The organism is Alkalimonas mucilaginosa (assembly GCF_036327005.1).
Lineage (GTDB): Bacteria > Pseudomonadota > Gammaproteobacteria > Enterobacterales > Alteromonadaceae > Alkalimonas > Alkalimonas mucilaginosa.
Map to the genome: position 1 here is coordinate 1 of NZ_JAUGZK010000013.1, position 26,948 is coordinate 26,948.

The window sequence follows — 26,948 nt, forward strand, 5'->3', positions numbered from 1 at the left end:
GTCGAGTGGGCTTTTTGCGTTACGGGTTTCTGTTCAGATTACCATGCCTATCAAAGCTCCAGTGCTCAGCACCAAGTAACTCCAGATAGGATCTGGCTTTGGTAAGAGGGACGGCGCTGATAAAGTGTTGTTGATGGTCGAGGAAGATGAGCCATTGCTGGCTATCGTCGGCCAGCTCTGCTGCAGATAAGTAACGGTGCATCCCCAGAAAGAGTGGCGGATAGTGTTTCCAGCCTTTTTGGCTGCGAAAGATATAATCGCTTTGGTAATCCAGGTGCAGGTAATTGGCTTGTTCAATGGCGGAAAGCTCACTCTTATGCACAATGTTCGCAATAGTTATGCTGTTGCTGCTAGCAATCAATTGTTGATAACGCTGTTGTTGCAGAACCTGGTTTTGTTGTCTGAGTACCAGAGTATCTGCAAAGCTTTGATCCAGTGGTGGGCTGAGCTCTAAAGCAAAATACGCCTCGCGGTACTCTCTGAATAGTTGCTCCCTGCCATCCTCATCATCACAGGCTAACTCCCGGTTTTGCCAAAGGCGGACATTTCGGGAGGGTAGCAGCGCTAGAGTCTGGACAAAGTCCCGGTACGACTCCACAGGCAGTTCCAGTGTTTGTTCGATCACATTGAGAGCAGGCAAGCTTTCAAGCTCTTGGGTCAAGGCGTTCCATTGAATCGCTGACTCACCATGCTGACAGTTGCTATAAGCTTTTGTCAGCTGTTGACTAAGCGTTTCGGTATCGAGCGCAACCTGAAGCAACCGTACTTGTTGTGGTGTAAAGTCGTCAGCGGTAAGGCTTGCGAAGAGTGTAAAGGCAGCAATCGAGAGCATAGTAGGGTCATCAACTAAAACGTCAGATTAACATTAGTTTGGCTGATAGGCTACTCTGAGCCGGGCGTTGACAGTGCCGCTGGCACCATACGCCGTAATCGGTCGATGATCTGCTTTTTACCAGTCAAACCGTAGGTTTTGGCTACATCGTCAAAGCTTTTCTTTTGCCACAACAGCGCTATGCAGAGCTCGGCATCTGCGGCTGCAAGTTCCTGCAGATGCTGATTAAACCAATACAACAATTGGCTATACACCAGCTCGAAAGGGCGCTGCTGATCGGCAAACAGGATCAGTGCCTGGTAATCCAATTGACTGAGTGCTTGCTGTGGTGGTGTGACTAATTGTCGAAGTAGTTCAGGGCAAAGCTGCGGGTATAGGGCCGGGACCTGATCATAGAGCTGGCGGCGAAAACAGCTTTCAAGTTGCCTGATGGTACTTTGGTGCTTAGTGCTTTGCTGCAGCATCAGCAGTGAATGTTCACCGCTGGCCTGATCGGCTTTAACACCAAGCCGCACCGGCACAAAGTCAGCTTTTGACCAGAAGCTCAGCACTTGTGTTGATAAAGCGAAACTGGTACCGAGCAAATGTTGGGTGGGTTGATAGTGCGTACTGATACGTCTTAGCAGCTCAGTACCAAGGCCTTGCCCCTGCAACTTGGGGTGCACTACGATGCGCTGGATACGGGCCATTTGCTGTTGGGTTAGTTCGGGTTGTTGCAGGTGAAACGCCAGACTTTGGGCCAGCAGGTGCCCCTGTACCCGCCGCTTACCAAGCAAAATTTCTTTGCTGAGTAACTCCGGCAACTCGCCTTCCAGACTAACCAGAGCGCAGGCTAGCAGGCTATCATCATGCAGCAGGGCAAAAACTTCCAGTTGAGGGTTGTCCAGTAGTGCAGCCAGATCATCGACTCTGGTTTGGTAATGCGCCAAAGACAACAAATGAAACAAAGATTGCAGCAGCTCAGGCTGCTTAAGCAGCTGGCCGGAGTTGAGTTGTTGTAGCTGCAATGCCTCGATAGCGCCGTCCCATTCCGGATCCTGTTCCGATAGATTCAACAGCAGGCTGTGAAACAACAACTGCTCGAGTGGATCACGATCCGCATAGCGAATGGGCTCTTTCAGCTGCAGCTGTCTGAAACCGGCAAAATGCCGTTGCAAATAGGCCTGAAAGCGCAACTGAAAACCGCGGCCAGTACCTTCATAGCCATGCTCAGTGGTGGCAAAAGCAACACGGGGATAGGCCTGCACCAGCTGCTGCAACAAAGGGGTAGGGATGGCGGCTGCTTCATCCACCAGCACCAAGTCGGCGTGCGGCTGCTGTTTTAGCAGTACATCAATTGGCATGTAACGCAGCTGCGATTGCTGCTCTGTGCTGACATGAGCACGAAAGTGCTGCTGACAGATAGCGGCAGCTGACTCATTGGGCGCAGTCAGCAGGATTTGTTTATCGTGTTGCGCTAATTCAGCGCCGGCCAGGCCCAGTGCCGCTGATTTACCCCGTCCACGATGGGCTGTCAGCACCAAGGGCCGTTTGCGATGGCCCTGCGCCACTTTATGAATGGCGGCAACCGCAGCTTGCTGCTCGAGGCTGGCATAAGGTACCGGGGCTGGCCCAGGGGTGGTAATTTTCGGAAAGATGGGGGCTTGCAGCACTTCATCGGGTGTCAGCCAGGCCAGTTCGCATTGCTGCAGGCGTTGACAGAAAAACCGCAGAAAATCACCCTGATGTTTGCTTGCATCCAGTGGATAGGGCAGCAGATGGCGATGGTCAGGGTTCGGTTGTTGCATCCACTGCTCAGGCTCTGGTGTCAGCAGCAACCAAAGACCGCCCGCTTTCAGGCTGCCGCTGACGGCAGCAACCAAATCGGCTGGGAAGCCTTGCTCTGCATTAATGATCAGCCAGTCGCACTCGGTGCCCAACAGCTTGTGTTGCCGGCTTGGTACCAGCGCACCAGCCGGTGCATCCGGGCCAATCCAGCATAGTTTGTCCGGTTGGTAGTGTTGCAGCAGCTGTTGTACTTGGGGCAATAAGCGGCTGTTGCTGCCACTGAATACCACCGGCAGCCGGCAATGCGCCGCGCTGGCGGCTCTGAGCCAGTCAGGCAGCTGCTGCGCCAACATCAGGCGATGGCCTCCAGCCGGGCATAGGCCGTGACCAGCCACTTGCTGCCGACTTCATCAAAGTTGATTTGAATACGCGACTGAGGGCCACTGCCTTCGTAATTGAGCACAGTACCTTCGCCAAACTTACTGTGCAGCACCCGCTGGCCCAGTTTGTAGCCGGTGTTCTCAAAGGCAACATGGCTGGCTTGCTGACTAAAGCGACCGCTACTTACCGGCTGCACCACCCGGGTCGTCAGACGGATAGGCTCCAGGTATTGTTCGGGGATTTCGCGTAAAAAACGCGAAGGCAATTGATGATGTTCCTGGCCATAAACCCGCCGGCTTTCGGCATGGCAAAGGTACAGCTTTTGCATCGCCCGGGTCATGCCGACGTAACACAGCCTGCGCTCTTCTTCCAACCGGCCGGGCTCATCGGCGCTTTGCTGGCTGGGGAACATGCCCTCTTCCAGGCCGTTGATAAACACCAGTGGAAACTCCAATCCCTTGGCGCTGTGCAGCGTCATCAGCTGCACCGCATCGGCATGCTTGTCGGCCTGATAATCACCGGCATCCAGCGCAGCTTGGGCCAGAAAGGACTCCAGTGGGGTCATATGCTCGTCGGCTTGGTAGGGCGCAGTCTGACAAGCGGTGATCAGCTCGTTTAAGTTTTCCAGCCGGGTCTGGGCTTTTTCACCTTTTTCTGCCTGATACATGGCATAGAGGCCAGAGCGCTTGATGGCATGCTCAGCTTGTTCGTGCAGCGGCAGGTCGTCGCAGGCTTGGCTAAGCTGCTCAATTAATTCGATAAACTGGCCAATGGCATTGGCTGCCCGGCCAGAGAGCTGTTTGGTGGCCAGCAGCTGTTGCAGTGTTTGCCAGAGCGTCAGTTGCTGCTCACGAGCCTCGGCCCGGACCTTGGCCAGCGTAGTTTCGCCAATACCGCGGGCCGGGGTGTTGATCACCCGCTCAATAGCGGCATCGTCGTTGCGGTTGGCAATCAGTCGCAGATACGCCAAGGCATCTTTTATCTCCTGCCGCTCATAAAAGCGCAGCCCGCCGTAGATGCGGTAATTTAAACCCGCCTGGATCAGCGCTTCTTCCAGAATACGGGACTGGGCATTGTTGCGGTACAAAATCGCTGTATCCGTCAGGGTATTGCCCTGCTGCTGCCAGTCTTTGATACGGCCAACGATAAAGCGGGCTTCATCCAGTTCATTGAAAGCGGTATAGACGGAAATCGGTTCGCCTTCACGGCCATCGGTCCATAAGTCTTTGCCCAGCCGATCGCTGTTGTTGGCAATCACGGCATTGGCCGCTTTTAAGATGGTGGCGGTAGAGCGGTAGTTTTGCTCCAGCCGGATGGTGACAGGCTCATTGAAATCACGCAGAAAGCTCTGAATGTTCTCGACCCTGGCACCGCGCCAGCCATAAATCGACTGATCGTCATCGCCGACAATCATCACCTTGCTATCCGGTCCTGCCAGCAGTTTTAGCCAGCGATACTGAATGGCGTTGGTATCCTGAAACTCATCCACCAGCACATGCCGAAAGCGCTGCTGATAGTGTGCCCGTACTTCAGGGTGTTGCTGCAATAACTCGACCGATCGCAGCAAGATCTCGGCAAAATCGACCAGACCGGCCCGATCGCAGACATCCTGATAGGCGGTATAAATCTTCACCATGGTTTGCAGACTGAAATCACCACCGGCTTCAATCTGGCCGGGCCGCTCGCCTTCGTCTTTGCGGGCATTGATAAACCATTGGATTTGTTTGGCCGGCCAGTGTTTTTCATCCAGGTTCAGGCTTTTCAGGACCCGCCGGATCAGCCGGTACTGATCGTCAGAGTCTAGAATTTGAAAGCCCTGCGGCAAGCCCACTTGTTGATAGTGGGTGCGCAATAGCCGGTGCGACAACCCATGAAAGGTGCCCATCCAGAGGTTGTGCAAGCTGACGCCCACGGTGTGCTCAATACGGCCACGCATTTCCTGCGCTGCTTTGTTGGTAAAAGTCACCGCCAGCAAGCTGTATGGTGCCACCCGCTCGACCTGCATCAACCAGGCCAAGCGATGGATCAATACCCGGGTCTTGCCACTGCCAGCCCCTGCCAGCACCAGCATATGCTGTGGCGGCGCTGCCACAGCTTCGCGTTGGGGGTCGTTCAGATCATCCAGCAGGCTTGATACATCCATCGGGGCACTCATTGATTGCAGAAAAAGCCATTATAACAGGCCTAAGCAGCAGGCCAAGACTTGGGTGGATGAATATCCAGTGTTTAGCCCAGCAGTTTGGTTAATTGCGACAGCTCGGTGAGCCGGATATGCGGCAATACAGGGACTGAGCTTTGCTGGTGATCCAGCCAGGCGGCCTGGCAACCGGCGTTTAATGCGCCCATCACATCGGCGCGGTGGCTGTCGCCGATATGCAGGATCTGTTGTGGTGGAAGCTGCAGCTTTTTGGCGGCGGCCAGAAATAGATCCGGAAAGGGTTTCATCCGGCCATCCGGACCAGCCTGCAGACTAAACTGAAAGAGATCATCAAGCCCCATGCGCTGAATGCAGGCATTGCCATTGGTGATGGCGATCAGTTGATAGCGGCTGGCTAATTGCACCAGCAACTGGCGCACCTCTGGTGCTATGGTGATCTTGGTGCGGGCCTGCCAAAAGGCCTGATAAGCAGTTTCGGCTACCTCGCCGGCTTCGCACGCTGCCAGCCCAAGCTGAATTAACCCTGCTTCCAGTCCCAGCAAGCGCCAACGGCCAATATCGTGCCGAATGTCCGGTGTTTGCTGGCCCAGATGCCAGCGCTGCTGACTCCAGTAATCCAGCGGTTTGTGCAGCTCAGGCGCCAGTTGTTGCTGTAAGCTGTGCAGCATCGCTTGTTCGGCCGCCAGCAAGACCGGCCGGTTGTCGTACAGGGTATCGTCCAAATCGAATGATAAGATCTTAATCGTGTAAAGTTTTTTAAAGATATGCATGTCTTTTTGTACTCTGTGAGCTTCAATGCTTGGACTGAACCAGTGGTTAGTATTACGTGTATGGCATGGAAAAACACGTCAAATTATCCGTCTGAATGCTTTTTGTTTGCGCGATTGATGTAAACTAAGTGCTGTATTTCTTGTGTTTTTTTTGTTTTGCTCGATAGTATGCAACCTGTTTTTTTCTTGGAGTGCAATGAGTGATTGTACGAATTTTTTTCTTGAGCTTTGGTTTATTGCTGCTTTCTTTCAGGGGCGGGGCAACGGAGTGGCATCAGGTGATTGCTTGTGACAATTGCAGTGAGTCGGCTGCCCGGGCTTTAGTCAATCGCAAAGCAACATTATCCATTTCATGCGAGGCCCTGCCTGGCCATCACTTAGAGCGGGGCAGTCGAGCTTGCTATAGCCAGCCCGGGGAGCTGTATGTGCTGAACCTGCACTCAGGCCAAAGTTATGCCTTTTATCATTACCACAGTGGTCAGGGTGGGGAGGCTGGTGACTTGCAACTGCATATTCAGGCACGGCCGGTTGCGGCTGGTTTACGACAGTTACTTAAGGACTTTAGCGACAGCGTTGGCCGATACACCCTATTACTGCGTGAAATCAGCCATGAAGCACGACTGGATACTTTGCAAAGCTCACCCTTGCATCAGGTGACGACTGCTAGCGCAGGAGGATGCCCTGCTGGTAATCCAACCGAAAGAGCCATAGAGGCAGCACTATCTCACAGAGTTCGGGCTCAATTGCAGTACGGTGTTCAACAGCGTTTTAATCAGGCTTTGGCTTCAGGCCGCTATCGCAGTGTACAGGGTGCATTTGAGCGGTTAAGTATCACCAGTGTTGGTGCCCAGGCCAGCAAAGGTGGCCTAGGCTTGAGTGTAACCTGGGAAAGAAGGGTGCAGGGGGCGACACAACGCTATGTGTTTGAGCATGAGCATGTGGTACCACCTAGTAGCGATGGCCCTTGGAATGAAGTGGCTTTCTTTGTGAATCCTGATGAAAATGGCAATATAGTGGTAAACTTAGCTGCAGAGCAAACCTATATAGAAGGGTTCTTGTTTCAGGATATTATGGCTGGAGGAGGGCAGTTTTCTGGTGATGCGTCCGCTCTGTTGAGTGACTGTGCGAAAATGGCTTTTATTAATGCCTTGGCTAAAACGACAGGCAGTTTCAGTCAACGGCCGACCCGCGGTGGGAATCTTGTTCCCACTTCGCCAGATAGAATTGGCGTGGGACCTAACCTAGACAGCTGCACTGTTTATTTTTATGATTCAAGAGGCGAGTTACTTTACGTGTTTCCGAACATGAAGTGCAATTAACTTTTCTTCCTTGCTCTGGGGTGCGCGCCATCGTACACCTTGGCTAGATGCTGGAAATCCAGGTGGGTATAGACTTGGGTGGTGCTTAAGTTGGCGTGGCCAAGCAACTCTTGCACGGCGCGCAAGTCGCCACTGGATTCCAGCAAGTGGCTGGCAAAGGAATGGCGCAGCATATGCGGGTGCAGCGATTGTGGCAGCCCCTGCAGTTTGGCCCAGCGCTCGACCCGCTGCCGTACCTGGCGGGTGGAAATGCGCTGCTGTTGCAGGCTTAAAAACAGCGCCTGGCTGTCCTCTGCTGGAAGCTTAGGCCCTGCCAGTTCAGGTCGGTGCTGCAACCAGGCTTGTAAGGCTCTGATGGCGTAGCGGCCAATCGGCACCATACGTTCTTTGCTGCCCTTGCCGCGCACCCGTAACTGCTGCTCCGTCCAACTGATATCCGGCAGATTGATATTGACCAGCTCTTCTAAGCGTAAGCCAGACGAGTAAAACAGTTCCAGCATGGCGCGATCGCGATACCCCAAAGTATCATCCGGCTCTACATCCAGCAGGTGACGCATTTGATCAACATCAAGCTGTTTCGGCAGGGTTTTCGTGGCGTTGGGCACTTTCAGATGTTGTGCCGGGTTGATGGCCTGTGGATTTTCTGCCTGTAAAAACCGAAACAGGCTGCGCAGGCTGGCGGCGCGCAGTGCCAGTGAACGGGGCGCCAGACCTTGCTGAAAATCCTGCATCAGCAGGTGTTGCAGCATGGTTTGGGTGACGTCCTGCCAGCTGTGGACCGGCAACTTCAATGCTATGGTTTCCAGCTGTTGGCGGTAGCTGCTTAGCGTGGCCCGGCTGTAATTGCGCTCGTTGCGCAAGTTCGCCAGGAATTTTTCCAGCGGCTCTGCCAGGCTGGCTGGCAAAGCGGTTTGTCCGGTTTTAGGCGGCATGATGGGCCGGAGAGAGCACCCGCACTACCAGCTCAGCCAGATGGGCGAGGAATAAATTGTCCATGTCCGGTTGGAAATGGTCGTCCTGCTCACTGCCAAAAGCCAGCAAAGCCAGTGGCTTGTCTTGCACCTGAATCAATTGCAGTGCTACCGAATGAATACTGGCCGGGAAAATATGCTGCTGCTCTTCATGATTGAGCCGGCCCAAATAGAGCTTACGGCCATTGAGCCGGCGATTTAGCAGCAGTTCAAACTGGTTAAAATCGGGCTGGTTACTGCTATCGACAAAGGAAAACAGTTTGCAGGCGTGCACGCCGGGCATGGCGGCAGTAAAGCTCTGTAGATGTTGTTGCAGCTCTTCGGCATGTTGGCACTGCATCAAATCGACATGCAGCTGGTTCAGCGCTTTGAAAATCAGCTCATTGTGACGGGCAATGCTCATTAAGCGGGTAATTTCTTCTTCCAGCGCGTTAATTTTTTCGCGCTGCAACTCCAGCTTGCGCTCGACCAGCGAGATGCTGCCTTTTTGCTGGTGCGGCAGGCGCAGCTCTGTTAGCAGCCCCGGGTGCTGCAAAAAGAAGTCCGGATGCTGCTGCAGATGATCAATCACCAGGGCTGCCTGCATCAGTTGCTCATCGGCCTGCAGCTCGGCTGCGGTCAGGGGTTTGTTGTCCTTGCTCTTGCTCATAATACAATTTGTCCATCGTACACATGGGTGGCCGGGCCGGTCATCCGTACTGGTTGTCCCGGACCTTGCCAGCGAATGGTCAGGCTGCCACCGGGTAAATCCACCCGCACCTGTTGTTGAAGTTTCTTTTGCATCGCACCTATCACCACAGCCGCGCAGGCACCGGTGCCACAAGCCAGGGTTTCGCCAACGCCGCGCTCCCAGACTCGCAGTTTAATATGTTGTGGATTAAGAATTTGCATAAAGCCAATATTGGCCCGCTCAGGAAAGCGCTCGTGCAGTTCAAATAACGGCCCGAGAATATCGACCGGGGCTGCTTCCAGTTGCTCGACAATGGTGACAGCATGAGGGTTGCCCATTGAAACTACACCGGCCAACAGCGTTTGATCATCGGCCCGCAGAATATAGGTGGTTTCCTGCTTCTGGGCTTTAAAGGGAATGCGATCCGGCTCCAGTTGTGGCACCCCCATATTGACGGTGACCTGACCATCCTGCTCCACCAGCAGCTGAATGGTGCCCGACTTGGTGCTAACACCAATTTTGTGCTTGTTGGTCAGACCGCGGGCGCGGACAAAACGGGCAAAGCAGCGGGCGCCATTGCCGCATTGCTCGACTTCGGAGCCATCGGCATTAAAAATGCGGTAATGAAAGTCCAGATCCGGATCATAGGGTGGCTCTACCATCAGCAGTTGATCAAAGCCGATGCCAAAATTGCGATCGGCCAGCCGGCGGATTTGTTCCGGTGTGATGTACACATTGTTGCTGACATTGTCCACCACCATAAAGTCGTTGCCAAGGCCGTGCATTTTGGAAAACTGCAACAAGGTACCACGCTTATCGGGTCGCTGTGCATTCATGGGAGAGTGTGTTCGCCGCGCCATAGATCCTGCCATAATTCACGCTGCCGGATCAGGTGGCTCTGACTGCCATCCACCAGCACTTCGGCCGCTCTAGGCCGGCTATTGTAATTGGAGCTCATGGTAAAACCATAGGCGCCTGCGGAGCGCACTGCCAGTAAATCACCTTCAGCAATGGCTAAAAGCCGATCTTTACCAAGGAAATCACCGGTTTCGCAAACCGGGCCCACTACATCGTACAGCTGCGCTTTGTCATTATCTTGTTGCTGCACCGGTACGATGGCCTGCCAGGCACTGTAAAGCGCCGGCCGGATTAGATCGTTCATGGCGGCATCGACAATGGCGAAGTTTTTCTCCTGGCCAGGTTTTAAGTACTCCACTCTGGTCAGCAGCACACCGGCATTGGCCATAATGGCGCGGCCTGGCTCGAAAATCAGCGTCAGTTCCGGGTAAGGCTTTAACCGCTCTACCACAGCGGCCGCATACTCACTGGGGTGCGGCGGGGTTTCATCCTGATAACGCACCCCGAGGCCACCGCCGACATCGATGTGTTGCAACTGAATGCCGTGGCTTTTTAGCCGATCGATTAAGGCCAGCAACTTATCCAATGCATCCAAGAAAGGTTGGGTTTCGGTCAGTTGCGAGCCGATATGGCAATCGACACCGACCACCTGCACATGCGAGGCGGCCGCTGCTTGCTGATAAATGCGTTCTGCGTCGTTGATATCTATGCCGAATTTATTGGCTTTTAAGCCGGTAGAAATATAGGGATGAGTTTTGGCGTCTATGTCCGGATTGACCCGGATGGAGACAGGGGCAGATAGATCCAGCTCTTGAGCAACCTGCTGCAGCCGGTTTAATTCGGCTTCAGACTCGACATTAAAGCACTTAATGCCAAGTTGCAGCGCATAGCGCATTTCATCGGCGGTTTTGGCCACACCGGAAAAAACCACTTTTTTAGGGTCACCACCGGCGGCTATCACCCGGCGTAGTTCACCTTCGGAGACGATATCAAAGCCAGAACCAAGCCGGGCCAGCAGGTCCAGTACGGCAATATTGCTGTTGGCTTTCACCGCATAGCAAATCAGGTGCGGATGATGTTGGGCGGCGTCGGCAAAGGCATGGTAATGCCGCTCTATGGTGGCGCGGGAATAGACATAGCAAGGTGTGCCATAATGAGCAGCAATGTCACTAAGTGACACTTCTTCGGCAAAAAGTTGCTGCTCGCGGTAATTAAAATGGTCCATGTGGTTTACTCTGTGGTACGACGAGTTGGTATAACGATAGCGGGATTTTCTGGCCCGGTAACCGGCTCTTCTGCGACAGCTTCCGGCGGTTGTGGTAAGGTAAGGGGGCCTTTCTGACCACAGGCTGACAGGGCCAGCAGGGTAACTGACACAAGCAGGATGCGAGTACGCAACGAACAAAAGCGATAGCTTGGATGCATGGTGATGTATTTCATAAATTGCCAGAGGCTCTATAATCGCATCCTTAGCAGCAAAAGCAAACAGGTGACGCAGCGAATGATCGTGAATATGACGAATTAGCCGATGCCACCCTGCATCCGTTGTGGGTAGCTACCAAGTGTAACGCCGTTACTGCAAGTGGCGGCAGAGTATGAAATAGAGAACCGTACCGGCCTGAAATTTTTGGCCTTGATTAACGATGCCGCCAGTAAGTAAGCTGGTGTTGTCATTCAATTAGAGCAATAGCATGACAGTACTTCCTTTTGTTGATACGCCAGCCCAGGGGCCTTGCAAGGCCGTAGTCGTCTGGTTGCATGGCCTCGGCGACTCCGGCCATGGTTTTGCCCCCATAGTGCCTGAACTTCGGTTACCCGCCGGTGCCGGCATTCGCTTTATTTTCCCTCATGCGCCGGTGCAGCCGGTCACCATCAATGGTGGCATGGAAATGCGCTCCTGGTACGATATTAAAAGCATGGACTTATTAAGCCGGGCCGATGAAGCCGGAGTGCGTGACTCTGCGGCTAAAGTGCAGCAGTTGCTGGATCAACTGATCGCGCAAGGCATGCCCTCCGAGCGGATTGTGCTGGCCGGCTTTAGCCAGGGTGGTGTGATAGCGCTGCATTTGCTGGCGCGCTTGCCTTATAAGCTGGCTGGTGTGATGGCCTTATCTACCTATATGTGTGCACCAGAAAAACTGTCAGATGAAGCCCTGCCTCACAACAAAGCAACCCCGGTCTTTTTTGGCCATGGCGTGCAGGATCCGGTGGTACCCATCGCAGGTGGCCAGCAGGCGTTTCATGCGCTTAAAAAGCAGGGCTTTGCGGTCAGTTGGCACGACTACCGGATGGAGCACAGTGTCTGCGCGCAGGAAGTCGCTGATATCAGCAGTTTTTTGCAGCGGCTGTTGCTGACAGACAAGGATAATTGACATGAGCCAGATGGTACGAATTGCCACCCGCAAAAGCGCGCTGGCGTTGTGGCAGGCCGAGTATGTCAAGGCCGAGTTGGAAAAGCACCATCCTGGAATAATGGTCCAACTGGTGCCGATGTCGACCCAGGGCGATAAAATCCTGGATACGCCGCTGGCTAAAATCGGCGGTAAAGGCCTCTTTGTCAAAGAGCTGGAAACGGCTTTGCTGGATGGCCGGGCTGATATTGCCGTGCACAGCATGAAAGACGTGCCGGTGGCTTTCCCTGAAGGCCTGGCGCTGCAAACCATTTGCCCGCGTGAAGATCCGCGCGATGCCTTTGTTTCCAATCGTTACGCCAGTCTGGCGGAGTTACCGGCTGGGGCTGTGGTTGGCACCTCCAGCCTGCGCCGGCAGTGTCAGTTAAAAGCCCGGCGACCGGATTTGGTGATCAAAGATTTACGTGGCAACGTCAATACCCGTTTGGCCAAACTTGATCAGGGCGACTTTGATGCCATTATCCTGGCTGCGGCCGGTTTGATTCGGTTGGGTTTTCAACAGCGCATTGCCGGCTGGCTGGCACCGGAGCAAAGCTTACCTGCCAACGGCCAGGGTGCTGTCGGCATTGAATGCCGGGCCGACGACCCGCGTATTCAGCAATTGCTGGCGGCACTGCATGATGCCGATACGGCGGATCGGGTGCTGGCCGAGCGGGCAATGAATCGGCGTTTACAAGGCGGTTGTCAGGTACCGATTGGCGCTTATGCCGAACTTGACGGCGATACCCTTTGGTTACGTGGTCTGGTCGGCTCGCTGGATGGTGGGCAGATTTTACAGGCCGAAGCCAAAGCGCCACGTCAGCAAGCGGAAGCTTTGGGTGTACAGGTGGCGGAAGCGCTGCTGGCACAGGGGGCGGCTGCACTGTTGGCTGCTGCCTACCAGGAGCGGTGATGAGTGCTCAGACACTGTTAATCACCCGGCCAGCAGGCAAAGCGGATGCCTTATTGGCCGGCCTGGATGAACTTGGTCTGGTTTATCTGTACCAGCCGCTGATTGCCACCCAACTGGTACCCGTTAAGCCAAAGGAGCTGCAGTGGTTGCAGCAGGCCGATCAGCTGGTGTTTGTCAGCGTCAGCGCGGTGACATCGTTGCAGCAACAACTGGACGCCAGTGAGCTCAAAGCTCCACTGCGTGCGGTTGGCCAGACCACCGCATCGGTTTTGCAGCAATGGACCGGGCGGGAGGTAGTGTACCCGGACGATCAGCGCAGTGAAGGAGTGTTGTCGATGCCCTGCATGCAGCAGGTCGATGGTCAGAACATTGTGATCGTGCGTGGTCAGAGTGGCCGCGAGCTGATGAAACAAGGATTGCAGCAACGCGGTGCCCGGGTGCGTTATGTGCAAAGCTATCATCGGGTGCCGATTGAGCTGGATGGTGAGGCGCTGTTTGCTCTCTGGCAGCAGCAGGTCAGTTGCATTCTGGTCACCAGTGAAGAAATTCTGCGCCGGTTATTCTCATTGCTGCCGGTTGCCGGCCATGACTGGTTGCGCAGTCGGCACTGGATTTTGGTCAGTCCGCGCATGCACGATTCGGCGCTGGCACTTGGCATCCCGGTCAGCAAGATTATACTGGCAGATAATGCCAACGATACTGCGCTTATGGCAGCGATATGTCATTACAAGAGGGATTATTTATGAGCAGTGAGCCAAGCAAAGCCAGCGAAGCAGATAAGGTAACTGAGCAGCCACCGGCAAATGCCGCTAAGGCGACGCAGTCCGGCGATGAGATGCGTTATTTGTCTGAAGCGGACTTGCACGATCCTGTGGTGAAAACCGGGCGAGGTATAGCCTGGCTGGCTTTACTGGTTAGCCTGCTACTGACGGGCGCTTTGGTTGCTGCAGGCTACTGGCTTTACCCACAGTGGCTGCAATTGACGGAGAGCCAGCAGCGCCAGCAACTGGTCCTGGAGCGTCAGTTGGATGATGAGCGTACTGAACTGCAGCGCAGCCAGCAACGGCTTAGAGATGAGCAACAGGATCAGCTGTCACAATGGCAGCAGCAACAACGCCAGCAGCAGGATGAGCTAAGGCGCCAACTGCAACAGCAGCAAACGCAATTTCAGCAGCAGTTGCGTTTTATTGAACAGCGCTTAGAGCAACAACAAGGGGCTGCGCCCAGTATCTGGTTGCTGGCAGAGGTGGATTACCTGCTGCGGATGGCCAGCCAGAAAATCTGGTTGGAGTTGGATGTAGCAACCAGTCTGCAACTGTTAAAAAGTGCTGATAGCCGTTTGGCCCGTCTGGGTGAGCCTGCTTTATTGACCGTGCGTGAAGCCATTCGTCAGGACGAGCAAGCCTTGTCCAGATTGCGTATTCCAGACCCGATCGAAATCCAGCTCAGTATCCGATCACTGCGGGAGCTGGCGCGGCAACTGCCATTTAAAGATCAGCAGCAGGCACTGTCAACGCCTGCAGAAGGCACTGATTCCAGCTGGGGTGAGCGCTGGCAGCGGTTGTGGCAACAGGGCTTGAAACAACTGGTGCAGGTGCGTCGCAGTGTGGCAGAAGATGATTTTAGCCTGAGCCGCGAGCAGCAATTCCTGTTACGGCAGCGTTTGCAGCAACAACTGGTGCAAGCCGAACTGGCAGCCATGCAGCAGCAAAGTGCTTTGCTTCAGGCCAGTTTACGCGAAGCTGCTGATTTAGTGCAGCGCTATTTTGAGGCCTCCGATGCAGGCACTCAGCAGCTGTCAGCCCGCCTGGTTGAGCTGGCCCGGCTGGAATTGCACCCGGGCTACATTGCTCCGCTGCAAAGTCTGGAAGCCTTGCAACGCTATCAGCGCACCATACAGCTCTTGGGTGAGGATGCGGGAGACGCGCTATGATGATACGTTTGCTGCTGATCATACTGCTGCTGGCAGCAGCGATGTGGCTGGGCCCTCTGGTGCTGGCCGAGCCGGGTTATGTGCGCATTGTGTTGGCGGGCTATACGCTGGAAATGACAGTGGTGGGTCTGGTGGTGCTTGTGCTCGTCAGTGGCCTGTTGTTATGGCTGACAGCCAAGCTGCTGCGGGCCCTCTGGCGACTGCCAAGTCGCTCCTGGCGTTTCTGGCAATGGCGCCGGCGGCAAAAAGCAGAACAGGCTTTTCAGGAGGGATTGCGGGCGTTTGCCCGGCAGCAGTGGCAGGATGCGGCGAACTTGCTGCAGCAATCGCTGGCGCACTCGCAGTATCAGGATGAAAAACGCATGCTGGCAGGTTATGCCGCCTTTTATGCCGGTCAAACGCCTCAGGCCGAGCAACTGATACAGCAACTGGCAGCAGAGGACCCAAATACCTGGTTCGTGCAGGCCGATCTATTGATCCAGCAAGGGCAGGCTGCACAGGCCGCGCATTTGCTGCAGGCCAAAGTGGACCAGCAGCCCAAAGCCTGTGGTCTGGGGCAGTTGTATTTGTTCAGCCTGCAGCAGGCCGGGCAGTGGCAGCAATTGCTGGAGCAGGTGCCTGCTGCACTGAAACATCGCTGGTTTAGTAAGTCGCAATGGGCGGTACAACGCTATCAAATTTACCCGAAAGCCATCAGCAGTCTGGTGCAAAGCGGGCAGTTTTCCGAGCAGGCAGAATACTGGCAAGCCTTACCAGGGCGCGAGCGCAAATCGGTCGCTGCGGTCATTGGCCGAGCCTGGGCCAAAGCCAATCAGGGTCAGACTGAGCAGGCAGAGCGTTTGCTGGTCAACACCCTGGCACTGGCCGATATTGAGCTGGCCTGGCCGTATTTACGCCAAATCCCACTGGGAAAATCCGTACTGCAACTGCGTAAGCAAGTACAGCATTGGTTGCGTGATCACGCCGGCAACGGTTATCTGTATGCACTGCTTAGCTGGCTGGCGGAGCAAGAAGGGGAGCTGGAACAAGCGCGCCTGGCCTGGAAGAAAGCACTGCAGTACCAGCCTGAGCTGGCTGCCAGTAAGCGCTAAGTCCAATGAGTCAACTCACCGGCCTGGCGCCGGTCAGCCGCCCGGATGCGCGTGTGCTGCTGCTTGGCAGCATGCCGGGTGCTGTGTCCCTGGCTCAGCAGCAGTATTATGGCCACCCCCGCAATCACTTTTGGCCCATCATGGCCGAACTGTTTGGCTTTGAGGTGGCTTTATCTTATCCAGAGCGCTTGCAGGCGTTGCTTAACAACCAGGTTGCGCTTTGGGATGTGCTGCAGCATTGTGAGCGGCAAGGCAGTTTAGACAGTGCCATTCGCCATGAAAGTCCGAATGATTTTGCCGGCTTTTTCCAACAGCACCGGCAACTACAATTGATTGCCTTTAATGGCAAAAAAGCTGAAGCCAGTTTCCGCAAGCTGGTGCTGCCGACGACAGCATTGCCAAAAGCCTGCAGTCTGCTAGCTTTGCCCTCCAGCAGCCCGGCCAATGCCGGTATGTCCAGGTCCGTTCGATTGCAGGCATGGCGGCAACTTACAACAAGCAGTGAGCAAGTTGAACCACTTGACAACATTAGCCGCATTAGTGAATAGTAGATGGCATGGTACTTTCTGGTAACCGAGTGAATGACGCTCACCCAGCAACCAATATGTTTCGCCTGAGCTATGCCTCTAGCAGGTTGCATGCCTGCGCCTCGGATTATCATCTCTCTGAATGGTTTGACGAATAGCCTATCCTTTTGACCAAGTTGTGTGCTGCAAGCCATCGCGGCTTGAAGTCTTGTCTGTCAATGTGGAGTCAAGCTATGACTATCAAAGGTGTTTTATTTTCCATTTCTATGCTGTGCGCTCTTTGGGGTTGCAGCAGCCAGTATAACCAGTCCGAATTACTACATAGTATAGAGGCTCTTGCCAATGCCGCAGCCTGTGGTTATGGCCCCAGACCTGATAAGCCAGGCAGCCTTACCCGCTATGCGGTTGGTTACACAGGGGATGTCTGTGTGGAACTGCATAAAGAGCGGGCCGGGGTGATTCTGATGGGCGGCAGTACCGATGTGGACGATATCTTTGTACAGAAAGTGCGCCCGCATATTCAGAGTGGCAATGTGCTGGTGCTGCGCACCCGCGGTGGGGCTGGCTACAACGACTATTTGCAACAGCTGACCCAGGCCGCCTCGGTGGAAACTTTGATTGTTGACAGCCGGGATAAAGCCAACAGTGACTATGTCGCCTGGGCGGTGCAAACTGCCGAGTTTATCTGGTTTGCCGGTGGCGATCAGTCCGAATACATTCGTTACTGGCAGGATACCCGGTTGCAGCAAAAGCTGCATTATGCTTACCAGAAGGGAGCTATTATTGGCGGCACCTCGGCGGGCAATGCCATTCTCGGCGAAGTGGTCTACAACCCGGATGGTGTGGGCAGTGCGGTATCCAGCGAAGTAGCGCAGGATTTTTGCGACGCCAATATCAAATTCAGCGGTGATTTCCTGCAGGCGCCAATGCTAAACGGCACCATCACAGACACCCACTTTAAACAACGTGATCGTATGGGCCGCTTGATGGTATTTTTGGCACACCATGCCCATCGCAATCTGACAGGGATTGCCGTTTCAGAACAAACCGCGCTCTGGGTGGCGCGTGATGGCCAGACCGAGGTGTATGGAGCGCATGAGGTGTATCTACTGCGGGCGGATGCACAAACGCGCTTTCAGCAAGCCGAGTGTGGACAGCCGGTGATTATCTCCGATTTACTGCGCTATCAGTTAACGCGGGGAGATCGTTATCAGCTTGCTCATCATCAGACCGAGGTAATACCGCTGAGGATCAGTTTAGACGGCGGACAGAGTCCTATCTATCAGCCGAATAACCCGTACTAGTGCGTGTAGCGAGTATGTATTTAGCTGGTTAGGGAATTTTTAGCAAAAAGCCAGGTCTACTCTGCATCTTAATGGATGTATCAACGAGCTGCGCGTGGAGAGACAAGAGCCGGTCTGGCAGGTTACAAGCGATGGCTTAGTAGAGGATGCGCACAGCGTTGAAGTCACATCGTTGTTATGCTGGCGTGGGCCTTTACTGCTGGCCATAGCAGGGCATGGGCTATTGCTTTTGCTTCTCAACCTGCAAACTTGGCAACGCCCGGTTGAGCCTGAGGTGATGTCTGCTGCTATCGAGGCATACTTTTATCAGGCCCCAACCAAGGTTGAACTAGAGCCTGTGGCACCTAATCAAGAGCCGCTTTTAGCAAAGGAGCTTGTTGCTGATGCAATAGAGCTTATGGCTGAACCAGAAGCTGTCAACAAGGAGGCTGTGTTGCCGGCAACGAGTACCGAACCGGCTCTGATTGCGGACGTTGATATGGTGGTGATAGCCGATAAAAGAGAGGGCGCAGAGCGCCCCGTTGTGGAGTCAACAGCACTGCCATCTGGTACGAACCAACGTGGAAGTTTAATGGACCGCGCCCTACGACATGTACAACCAACAGATGAGCTGGCATCGGCACATCGGGCGCAGCAAATACAACGGCATGCGCAACCCAGCATTACCGTAGAGAAGCGCTATCAGGAAATCCAGGATGGCAGTCAGCCGATACGTAACGCTCGTGGCTGCCTCACCAGTGATCCGAGCAAAGACGGCTTTGATGCCTTAATGGCAGCAAAGTATGTGCCCTGTGGCGATGAGATAAGTGCAGCTCAGCAATTGCAGGAAATCCTGCAACGCCGCTCCAGGCATTCGGGCCGATCAAATTAAACTTTGCGTGTCCGGATTAGCCTTGTAACTGCTGCTCCAGCCGCTCTTTTAAAGCTCCTTCGATGGGCACCGCTTTGCCGGTTTTCTGATCCAGGCAAACAAACGTAATGTCGGCATCGGCGGCAATACGATCGCTGCCTTTTATCCGTACTTCCTGACGTACCATCGCACTTTTACTACCAATTTTACTAAATTGAGTGCTGATTTGCAGGGTATGCCCCATAGTAGCGGCTTCGCGGTAATTGATGTTGATGTTGACAATGACCCAGGCCAGGCCAAGTTCACGAAAAAATTCAATATCACCATTATCTTCCAGATAGCCCCAGCGCGCTTCTTCCAGAAACTCCAGATAACGGGCATTGTTTACATGCTGGTAGATATCGAGGTGATATCCCCGAACTTTAATTTCAGTCAGGTGGGTCATAGTGAGCTCACAGTCAACAAAGAGAACCACATTGTGCCATAGCCAAACTGGCTAGACCAGTGTGGCTGTCGGGCTGTAATACTAGATATAAGCAAAGGCATCGGCGAACATCTGTTCTCGATGCGCGCCTTGTTTTAAAAACGCATCACGCACCACCCCAACCATAGGGAAGGGGCCTGCGATGTATATGTCATAAGCATCCAGTGAAATAAAGTCATTCAGCACCGCTTCGTGCACCAGGCCAGTGCGGCCTTGCCACTGGTTATCGGCTTGTTGCACCACCGGAATAAATCGGAAGCTGTTGTGACTGTTGGCCCATTGCTGCAATTCTTCGAGCAGGTACAAGCTGCTTTGTTGTTGCACGCCCCAGTACAAAAAAACCGGCCGTTTCTGTGGCTGCAGCTGCAGTGCTTTCGCTATGCTGTACACATAGGAAAATCCTGTGCCACCAGCCAGCAGCAGTACCGGGTTGTCGCTGGGTCGCAGATGCGCCTGGCCCAGACCTGCTTCAACCATCACTGGTTGGTTGGTATGGAGCTGTTGCTGCAGATAATTCAGTGCCTGGCTGCTGTACTCATCCGCTTTGGAGGCGCCAATGTGCAGCTCTAATTGCTTGCCATTGGGTAAACAGGCTAGTGAGAAAGGCCGTTTATCGTGCTCCGTTAAGCACAATTGCAGGTACTGGCCCGGCAAAAAATCGACTGCTTGCAGTGGGCTTAGCAGTACCTGTTGCACAAAGGGAGTGAGCGGGGTGATGGCATCTACGGTGCACTGGGTTTGGATCATGCTGGTCTCTTTAGGCTTGTATAAATGGATGTTGCAGTACCAGATCCGTTAACGGATAGGCTAAACAACCATAGGTAAATTTTTGCGCTTTGTCGATGTCGGTCAAGGGTGAAGGCGAGTCGTAACGCACTTCACCACTTTGCAGCCGGCAGACACAACTGGTACAAACACCCTGGCGGCATCGGTTTGGAAAGTCGATGCCATGCCGCAACGCGGCTTGCAGGATGGTTTCGCCAGCTTCGGCCTCAAAGGTCAGGCCTGACGGCTGAATGCGGATACGACAGGTCGTCATGGCTGGTCGGGTAACTCGATGCCAAGGCTTGGCCAGAGTGCATCGATCCGCTCCTTCACTGCCGGGTCCATCACAATAGGCTCGCCCCACTCACGGTCGGTTTCACCCGGCCACTTGTTGGTAGCATCCATGCCCATCTTGGAGCCCAGGCCGGAGACTGGCGACGCAAAGTCCAGGTAGTCGATCGGGGTATTCTCGACCAGTGTGGTATCACGAGCCGGATCCATCCGGGTGGTGATGGCCCAGATCACATCTTGCCAGTCACGGGCATTGATGTCGTCGTCGCAGACAATGACAAACTTGGTGTACATAAATTGCCGCAAGAAGGACCATACCCCCATCATCACCCGCTTGGCGTGGCCAGGGTACTGCTTTTTCATCGTCACTACGGCCAGGCGGTAAGAGCAGCCCTCCGGTGGCAGATAGAAATCGACAATCTCCGGGAACTGCTTTTGCAAAATGGGTACAAAGACTTCGTTCAGTGCTACACCTAAAATGGCAGGTTCATCCGGTGGCCGGCCGGTGTAGGTGCTGTGGTAAATAGGGTCTTCGCGATGGGTGATATGGGTCACGGTAAACACCGGAAACTCATCCACTTCGTTGTAGTAACCGGTATGATCACCGTAAGGACCTTCCGGTGCCATTTCACCCGCTTCAATGTAGCCCTCCAACACAAACTCGGCACTGGCGGGTACCTGCAACTCGTTACTGATGCATTGCACCACTTCGGTGTTGTCGCCGCGCAGCAGGCCGGCAAAACCGTATTCGGACAAAGTATCCGGCACCGGTGTGACGGCGCCTAAAATGGTGGCGGGATCAGCACCCAGTGCCACTGCAACCGGGAAGCGTTCGCCGGGGTGGGCTTTTTGCCATTCAAAAAAGTCCAATGCACCACCGCGATGCGATAACCAGCGCATAATGACTTTATTCTTTCCAAGCAATTGCTGGCGGTAAATGCCAAGGTTTTGCCGTTCTTTGTGCGGTCCTTTGGTTACGGTCAGGCCCCAGGTAATCAAAGGAGCAGCATCACCGGGCCAGCAGGTCATAATAGGCAGCTTGGTGAGGTCCACCTCATCACCTTGCAGTACCACCTGCTGACAAGCGGCTTTGCGTACTTTTTTCGGTGACATATTCAGCACCTGCTTAAAGATCGGCAGTTTGCTAAAGGCATCTTTTAACCCTTTTGGCGGCTCTGGCTCTTTTAAGAATGCCAGCAGCTTGCCCACTTCGCGCAGCGCACTAACTTCTTCTTGCCCCATGCCAAGCGCGACCCGTTCCGGGGTGCCGAATAAGTTGGCCAGCACCGGGATGGTAGAGCCTTTGGGGTTTTCAAACAACAAGGCGGGGCCACCTGCCCGCAGGGTGCGGTCGGCGATTTCAGTCATTTCCAGCACAGGGTCAACTTCCACCGCAATGCGTTTTAATTGACCGCGCTGCTCCAGTTGCGCGATAAAATCTCGCAGATCTTTGTATTTCATGGGTTCTGCTCACTGCAAAGCGTCAACATACGGGGCTCTTCCTTGGCAGGATCAGCCAGCGTTAAAGGGTGCCAGTATACATGGAGTCTGTACTGCTGTCAGTGTAGACGGCTGCGAAGCCGCTGGCTTTTGTCGCAGAACCAGGCGCAGACAGCCTGAGCAAAGTTATGGCTGCTAAAATCCGGTTATGATTCGTCAAACGGTGCTTAGATTCGGATAAAGCTTTGGAGCGTGCGCTGTAATCTGCTGAAAACTGTGACTATACTGTTTGTAATAGCCGTAAAAGAGAGCCGTGAGCATGGATTTTCCTGCCAGGATTAAACAGCAGACCTGTAGCGATTGTTTAAGTGGCCAGGAGTTGGGATTTGCCATAAAAATGGCATTTCAACCTATTATTGATTGGCAGCAGCAGTCGATATTTGCGTATGAAGCTTTGGTGCGGGGGCCAGAGGGGCAGGGGGCTGCCTGGGTGTTTGCCCAGGTTAACAAAGACAACCGCTACTACTTTGATCAAGCATGCCGGGTAAAAGCCATTGAAACCGCTGCTCGTCTTGGTTGCAGCAGCTATTTAAGCATCAATTTTATGCCCAATGCAGTTTATAACCCGGAAACCTGCATTCAAGCCACGCTGGAAGCCAGTGAGCTTTATGGTTTCTGCAAAGAAAAAATTATTTTTGAGGTGATCGAAACGGAGGAAATTCCGGACAAAGGTCACCTGACACGGATTTTTCAAAGCTATGCCCGGCATGGCTTTTTAACGGCCATCGATGACTACGGGGCCGGCTTTGCCAATCTGGAGTGGTTGCAGGTACTAAAACCCAATATATTGAAGTTGGATATGGCACTGATCCGGGATATAGAGCAAAGCCCGGCTAAGCAAGCGATAGTGCGCAGCACCATCGCTCAGTGTGAGCTACAGGGCACCACAGTGCTGGCAGAAGGCATTGAAACTGCCGCTGAGCTTAACTGGCTGGTTGCGGCCGGGGTGCGTTACCTGCAAGGTTATTATTTTGCCCGGCCGGCACTGGAAAGCCTGACGCCCTGGTCGGATATTGATACTTTGCAGCAATAAGCGGATCTCCTTCCACGCGAAGATAAAAGGCGCCGGGTGGCGCCTTGGTGCTGTTAGTGAACCGATGGCTTAAAAATCGTAGCTGATACGGGCATACAGCATTCGGCCGGAACGACCAAAGGGTGAATAGTTGGAGAACGACGTCGCTCCGGTGGTATTCAGGTTGATAGGGAATGCATCCGGGTAGGTATCGAACAGGTTATCGGCACCAAAGGCAATCCGCATGCTGTCGGTCATTTGATAGCGGCCCTCCACATCCACCAGAACTTTCGAGCTTAGGGTGAAATCGTTGGCTGCGCTGGTACCTGGTGCCAGTACTTCACCGTAACGGGTGGCTTTGAAGGTGGCGCCGAAACGATCCTGAGTCCAGTTGACAATGGCACCCAGCTTATCCTTCGGATTGCCTTTTTCAAAGGTAAGCACATTCACCCGGCCAAACAGAGTGGGTGCCGGATCCAGCGCGGCCAGCTCGGCGGTTTCCGGTACCCGGGTCACCTTGGTTTTGTTGTAGTTGCCCACCAGGGTAAAGTCAAAGTTGCCCATGGTATCGGTGATGGTAGACCAATTCACCACCACATCGACTCCCTGTGTTTCAGTATCCACGCCATTAATAAAGAAACGGCCACCACCCACATCGGTAAAACCAAGCTCATCAAAGAACTGGCGAAGTGCCACCCCTTGAGCTGTGGTGTTCGCCAGCAGGTTTTCCGACAGCACAATGCGATCATCAATATCAATGCGGTAAGCATCGACGGTGATGGTGACACTATCAAAGCGCATCACAGCACCCAGTGAGAAATTGATCGACTTTTCTGCATCCAGCTCTTTCGCCCCCATGGCGATGGCGACCGGATCATTGAATGGAAACGTAGTGATGTCAAAGGGGATGCCATTGACAAAGTTGGTGGAGGTGGCGGTAAAGTTCTGTTGTTGTAAGGAGGGAGCCCTAAAGCCATTTTGCACCGAGCCGCGTATTGCAAAAGTATCGGTAAAGTCATAGCGGCTAGCAAACTTACCGGATACATTGCTGCCAAAATCCGAATAACGCTCGGCCCGGATGGCGGCCGACGCCAGCCATTCATCCGTGATATTGGCCTCTAGATCAATATAGGCCCCAAAGGCTGTCCGGCTTTCGTTGACTTCATTCGAGGGGCGAAAGCCGGCAAACACCTGAGAGCCGGAGGCGGTGGCACAACCATTGTCTTCAACTTGTTTTTCTGTAGGCGAGGTGCAGCCTGGCTGACCAATTGGAATAAGTACGCCACCATTGCGGTAGGAATCCGGTTCACCGGCAAAGATGGAGTAGCCTTCACGGCGGGCTTCCACACCAAGCGCAATGTTCAGCGCCGAGGCCAGGCCATCGACATCAATGGCTTTAACACCCGACAGGTTATACACCCATTGATTGTATTTGTAGCCACCGGCATCAAACACGGTTTTGCTGGCCGGGCCTAAGGAGCGGTTTAAGGTGTTTTCAATGGTGAAGGCCATTTTATTGTAGCCGTACACCAAAGAGCTATCCAGTTGCCATTCGCCCCAGTCCCACTCGTAGCCAAAGGCGGCGCTAAAATCATCCACATCCGGCGAAATCAGCGGCAAAAAACCATCCGGGTAGATTTCAGGCACGTTTCTGGAGTCATTGGCCGGGCGGTAAAAACCAGCCGAGGTGGCCTGGCGGTTTTGGTAGCTGGCCCAGCCATACCACTTGCCGTGATCGGTGGTGATGCCGGCGTTGGCAAATAAGGTCCACTGCTCCAGCTCGGGTTCGCCATACCAGGCATTAAAACGGTCAAAGGTCAGTTCGCGTGGGTCCAGGCTGCCATCTGACAGGCGTGGATATTGGCGTCGATGGTCCCAGCCGCCGCGCTCGGTGCGGTCTTGGTCTTTGTATTCGGCCGAAAGGGTTAAAAAGCCATTATCACCCAGTTCAAAGCCTTTCCAGCCTGAGAGGGTGTATGTTTTTCCATCCGTTCTTGAACGTTTAATGGTGTTGCCTGGAATTCCCCAGGTGGCATCCGGTTCGGTCTGGTTAGCGAGAAATGGATTAGTCGGGTCGGTCGTAGGGATCTTGTAACTTGTATCACGGAAACTGTAACCCAGCGTCACTGAGCCACCATCACTGGCTTCGCGCAGCCGAACGTTCATTACGCCGGCAATGGCATCGGAACCATATTGGGCTGAGGCACCATCACGCAATACTTCAATGGCACTGATAGCCCCCATCGGAATGGTGTTTAAATCCACCGCTGAGGCGCCGCGGCCGACGGTGGCATTCACGTTCACCAGAGCAGCCGCATGGCGGCGCTTGGAGTTCACCAGGACCAGGGATTGATCCGGTGACAAACCACGTAAGGTGGCGGGCCGGATGGTATCGGTACCATCGGCCAGGCCGGGTCTTGGAAAGTTAAAGGATGGTAGCGCAACCGACAGGGCCTGGTTGAGCTCTGTGGTGCCAGAACGCTCCAATACATCGGAGCGTACCAGGTCGACCGGTACTGCGGTATCGGAAATGGTACGGCCGGCGACCCGGGTGCCAGTGACTACAATGGTTTCAACCTTGTCTGCACCGTCATCGTTATCGGCAAGCAGCAAGGAGGGCGCTAACAACGACGACATGGCCAGTGCCAAAGGGGTAAATCGAAAGTGACGCATACAGTTTCTCCTAATGGATGTCGAGTTTCTTGTTATCCGTTTTATCCTTGGTGGTTCTTGTTATTGTGAGGTTGCTGGCCTTTGCGGCTTCTTCGTTCGCACCACCATACTGCACTCAGTTACTTCTGGCAGGTTGCACGGCTAAGCATAGACCATAAGTACATGATCTTCCTTTCAACTATGGTCTGACAGATGATTTACGTGTGTAAAAGCAGTACCATGGCAACACTATCGCTTCCATGGAGTTGTGGCATGAAACAAAATACCAAATTGATCCAGGCCGGACGCGGCAAAAAATGGACCGGCCAGGCGGTAAACCCGCCCGTGGTGCGGGCATCGACCATTACCTTCGATACCATGGCCGAACTGGCGCATGCCAGCCAACACAAAGGCGAGCGGGTGCCTTATTATGGCCGGCGTGGTACGGCCACCCACTTTGCTTTTCAGGAAGCCATCTGCGAGCTGGAAGGTGGCGCTGGCTGTGCGCTCTATCCATGCGGAGCGGCTGCAGTTAGTGGGGCTTTGCTGTCGTTTCTGCAGCAAGGCGATCACCTGCTGATGGTCGACTCGGTGTACGAGCCAACCCGGGCTCTGTGCGACAAAGTCCTCGGCCCTATGGGGGTGGAAACTGAGTATTACGATCCGATGATTGGTGCTGGCATTGAAACCCTGATCCGGCCGAACACCAAAGCCATCTTTCTGGAGTCGCCTGGCTCGCTCACCATGGAAGTGCAGGATGTACCTGCTATCTGCAAAGTAGCGGGAGAAAAGGGTGTGATTACCCTGCTGGATAATACCTGGGCATCGCCGATTTTATGCCGGCCGTTCGAGTTGGGGGTCGATATTTCCATTCAGGCGGCCACCAAATACATTGTTGGTCACTCCGATGTGATGCTGGGTACAGCCAGTGCCAACGAAAAGTACTGGCCGCAGCTGCGTGAGCACAGTTATATCCTGGGGTACTGCGCGTCGGCCGATGATGTGTATCAGGCGAGTCGTGGCTTACGAACTTTGGGGGTGCGGCTGGCTCAGCATCAGCACAATACTCTGAAAGTTGCCCACTGGGTAGCACAGCGAGCTGAAGTGGAAACCGTGCGCCATCCGGCTTTTGCCAGCAATCCGGGGCATCAGTACTTTGCACGTGATTTCAGTGGCAGCAATGGTTTGTTCTCTTTTGTGCTGAAGCAAGGCGGCGCCAAAGCCGTGGCTGCTTTTGTCGAAGGCATGCAGTATTTCAAAATGGGCTTTTCCTGGGGCGGCTATGAAAGCCTGATCTCCCCCACACTGAACGTGCAAAAATTACGTACGGCCAGCCCATGGCCCTATAGCGGGCCTTTGATCCGGTTGCATATCGGCCTGGAAGATCCGGATGATTTAATCGCTGATTTGGAGCTTGCTTTTAGCCGCTATCAGGCAGCACTCTAAGCTATCCCATAACGAGGTGATGGCGGTGGAAGCGCCATCACTTTGTATAATTATACGACTAAAT

Annotated in this window: 25 protein-coding genes; 11 read left to right on the forward strand and 14 right to left on the reverse strand. The window is 54.0% G+C overall.

Features of this window, described 5'->3' with window-relative positions; all coding sequences use genetic code 11:
• Nucleotides 1–19: 19 nt before the first annotated feature.
• The 4 genes from QWF21_RS14535 to QWF21_RS14550 form a co-directional block, all read right to left on the reverse strand.
• Nucleotides 20–832 carry a hypothetical protein gene (locus tag QWF21_RS14535; RefSeq protein WP_330088767.1) on the reverse strand — a complete coding sequence of 271 codons (813 nt, stop codon included), beginning with the start codon at nucleotides 830–832 and terminating at the stop codon, nucleotides 20–22.
• A 50-nt stretch (nucleotides 833–882) separates the two neighbouring features.
• A complete protein-coding gene (locus QWF21_RS14540; RefSeq protein WP_330088768.1) occupies nucleotides 883–2,952 on the reverse strand; it encodes a GNAT family N-acetyltransferase in 2,070 nt (689 codons plus the stop codon).
• The gene (gene uvrD / locus QWF21_RS14545) at nucleotides 2,952–5,123 is read right to left on the reverse strand and encodes a DNA helicase II (RefSeq protein WP_330088769.1); all 2,172 of its coding nucleotides are present in this window, start codon (nucleotides 5,121–5,123) and stop codon (nucleotides 2,952–2,954) included. The genes QWF21_RS14540 and uvrD overlap by 1 nt, the downstream gene beginning before the upstream one ends.
• Before the next feature lie 83 nt (nucleotides 5,124–5,206).
• Nucleotides 5,207–5,908: an HAD-IA family hydrolase gene (locus QWF21_RS14550; RefSeq protein WP_330088770.1), complete on the reverse strand. Its 702-nt coding sequence runs from the start codon at nucleotides 5,906–5,908 to the stop codon at nucleotides 5,207–5,209.
• Nucleotides 5,909–6,108: 200 nt separating this feature from the next.
• Between QWF21_RS14550 and QWF21_RS14555 the strand changes: the two genes are divergently transcribed.
• Nucleotides 6,109–7,227, forward strand: coding sequence for a hypothetical protein (locus QWF21_RS14555; RefSeq protein WP_330088771.1), 1,119 nt, complete (start codon nucleotides 6,109–6,111; stop codon nucleotides 7,225–7,227).
• Here QWF21_RS14555 and QWF21_RS14560 read toward each other — a convergent pair.
• Genes QWF21_RS14560 through lptM form a run of 5 tightly spaced genes read right to left on the reverse strand, consistent with a single transcriptional unit; the run spans nucleotide 7,224 to nucleotide 11,166 of the window.
• Entirely contained in the window at nucleotides 7,224–8,159 is a 936-nt protein-coding gene (locus QWF21_RS14560) for a tyrosine recombinase XerC (protein ID WP_330088772.1), read from the reverse strand. The two genes, QWF21_RS14555 and QWF21_RS14560, sit on opposite strands and share 4 nt — an antisense overlap.
• Nucleotides 8,149–8,847, reverse strand: a complete 699-nt coding sequence (locus QWF21_RS14565; RefSeq protein ID WP_330088773.1) for a DUF484 family protein — start codon at nucleotides 8,845–8,847, stop codon at nucleotides 8,149–8,151. The genes QWF21_RS14560 and QWF21_RS14565 overlap by 11 nt, the downstream gene beginning before the upstream one ends.
• Entirely contained in the window at nucleotides 8,844–9,704 is an 861-nt protein-coding gene (gene dapF / locus QWF21_RS14570; protein ID WP_330088861.1) for a diaminopimelate epimerase, read from the reverse strand. The genes QWF21_RS14565 and dapF overlap by 4 nt, the downstream gene beginning before the upstream one ends.
• On the reverse strand, nucleotides 9,701–10,951 hold the full coding sequence (lysA, locus tag QWF21_RS14575) for a diaminopimelate decarboxylase (protein ID WP_330088774.1): 1,251 nt from the start codon (nucleotides 10,949–10,951) through the stop codon (nucleotides 9,701–9,703). Before lysA ends, dapF begins: the two co-directional genes overlap by 4 nt.
• Before the next feature lie 5 nt (nucleotides 10,952–10,956).
• Nucleotides 10,957–11,166, reverse strand: a complete 210-nt coding sequence (lptM, locus tag QWF21_RS18180; RefSeq protein WP_407935300.1) for an LPS translocon maturation chaperone LptM — start codon at nucleotides 11,164–11,166, stop codon at nucleotides 10,957–10,959.
• A 251-nt stretch (nucleotides 11,167–11,417) separates the two neighbouring features.
• Here lptM and QWF21_RS14580 point away from each other — a divergent pair, with 251 nt between their 5' ends.
• The 8 genes from QWF21_RS14580 to QWF21_RS14615 all read left to right on the forward strand — a co-directional run bounded on the left by QWF21_RS14580 (nucleotide 11,418) and on the right by QWF21_RS14615 (nucleotide 18,755).
• Complete coding sequence (locus tag QWF21_RS14580; protein ID WP_330088775.1) at nucleotides 11,418–12,098, forward strand: alpha/beta hydrolase; 681 nt, start codon at nucleotides 11,418–11,420, stop codon at nucleotides 12,096–12,098.
• Nucleotide 12,099: 1 nt separating this feature from the next.
• A complete protein-coding gene (hemC, locus tag QWF21_RS14585; protein WP_330088776.1) occupies nucleotides 12,100–13,029 on the forward strand; it encodes a hydroxymethylbilane synthase in 930 nt (309 codons plus the stop codon).
• Nucleotides 13,029–13,775, forward strand: a complete 747-nt coding sequence (locus tag QWF21_RS14590; protein ID WP_330088777.1) for a uroporphyrinogen-III synthase — start codon at nucleotides 13,029–13,031, stop codon at nucleotides 13,773–13,775. Before hemC ends, QWF21_RS14590 begins: the two co-directional genes overlap by 1 nt.
• The gene (locus QWF21_RS14595) at nucleotides 13,772–14,962 is read left to right on the forward strand and encodes a uroporphyrinogen-III C-methyltransferase (protein ID WP_330088778.1); all 1,191 of its coding nucleotides are present in this window, start codon (nucleotides 13,772–13,774) and stop codon (nucleotides 14,960–14,962) included. The genes QWF21_RS14590 and QWF21_RS14595 overlap by 4 nt, the downstream gene beginning before the upstream one ends.
• Nucleotides 14,959–16,053 carry a heme biosynthesis protein HemY gene (locus QWF21_RS14600; RefSeq protein ID WP_330088779.1) on the forward strand — a complete coding sequence of 365 codons (1,095 nt, stop codon included), beginning with the start codon at nucleotides 14,959–14,961 and terminating at the stop codon, nucleotides 16,051–16,053. The genes QWF21_RS14595 and QWF21_RS14600 overlap by 4 nt, the downstream gene beginning before the upstream one ends.
• Before the next feature lie 5 nt (nucleotides 16,054–16,058).
• Complete coding sequence (locus tag QWF21_RS14605) at nucleotides 16,059–16,601, forward strand: DNA-deoxyinosine glycosylase (protein ID WP_330088780.1); 543 nt, start codon at nucleotides 16,059–16,061, stop codon at nucleotides 16,599–16,601.
• 212 nt (nucleotides 16,602–16,813) lie between these two features.
• Nucleotides 16,814–17,884 (forward strand): cyanophycinase, encoded by a 1,071-nt coding sequence (locus QWF21_RS14610; protein WP_330088781.1) that lies wholly within the window; start codon nucleotides 16,814–16,816, stop codon nucleotides 17,882–17,884.
• Between the two features lie 94 nt (nucleotides 17,885–17,978).
• Complete coding sequence (locus tag QWF21_RS14615; protein ID WP_330088782.1) at nucleotides 17,979–18,755, forward strand: hypothetical protein; 777 nt, start codon at nucleotides 17,979–17,981, stop codon at nucleotides 18,753–18,755.
• Between the two features lie 16 nt (nucleotides 18,756–18,771).
• On the opposite strand, the gene QWF21_RS14620 is transcribed toward QWF21_RS14615, so the two are convergent.
• From QWF21_RS14620 to ubiD, 4 genes are all read right to left on the reverse strand, one after another.
• Nucleotides 18,772–19,179, reverse strand: coding sequence for an acyl-CoA thioesterase (locus QWF21_RS14620; RefSeq protein WP_330088783.1), 408 nt, complete (start codon nucleotides 19,177–19,179; stop codon nucleotides 18,772–18,774).
• A gap of 81 nt (nucleotides 19,180–19,260) precedes the next feature.
• Nucleotides 19,261–19,965, reverse strand: coding sequence for an NAD(P)H-flavin reductase (gene fre, locus QWF21_RS14625; protein WP_330088784.1), 705 nt, complete (start codon nucleotides 19,963–19,965; stop codon nucleotides 19,261–19,263).
• Between the two features lie 10 nt (nucleotides 19,966–19,975).
• A complete protein-coding gene (locus QWF21_RS14630; protein ID WP_330088785.1) occupies nucleotides 19,976–20,257 on the reverse strand; it encodes a 2Fe-2S iron-sulfur cluster-binding protein in 282 nt (93 codons plus the stop codon).
• Complete coding sequence (gene ubiD / locus QWF21_RS14635; RefSeq protein WP_330088786.1) at nucleotides 20,254–21,735, reverse strand: 4-hydroxy-3-polyprenylbenzoate decarboxylase; 1,482 nt, start codon at nucleotides 21,733–21,735, stop codon at nucleotides 20,254–20,256. The genes QWF21_RS14630 and ubiD overlap by 4 nt, the downstream gene beginning before the upstream one ends.
• 298 nt (nucleotides 21,736–22,033) lie before the next feature.
• Here ubiD and QWF21_RS14640 point away from each other — a divergent pair, with 298 nt between their 5' ends.
• Entirely contained in the window at nucleotides 22,034–22,807 is a 774-nt protein-coding gene (locus QWF21_RS14640) for an EAL domain-containing protein (protein ID WP_330088862.1), read from the forward strand.
• 69 nt (nucleotides 22,808–22,876) lie between these two features.
• Here QWF21_RS14640 and QWF21_RS14645 read toward each other — a convergent pair whose 3' ends face one another.
• A complete protein-coding gene (locus QWF21_RS14645) occupies nucleotides 22,877–25,459 on the reverse strand; it encodes a TonB-dependent receptor plug domain-containing protein (protein WP_330088787.1) in 2,583 nt (860 codons plus the stop codon).
• A 252-nt stretch (nucleotides 25,460–25,711) separates the two neighbouring features.
• On the opposite strand from QWF21_RS14645, the gene QWF21_RS14650 reads away from it, so the two are divergent.
• Nucleotides 25,712–26,884: a cystathionine beta-lyase gene (locus QWF21_RS14650; RefSeq protein WP_330088788.1), complete on the forward strand. Its 1,173-nt coding sequence runs from the start codon at nucleotides 25,712–25,714 to the stop codon at nucleotides 26,882–26,884.
• The last annotated feature ends 64 nt before the right edge of the window (nucleotides 26,885–26,948 follow it).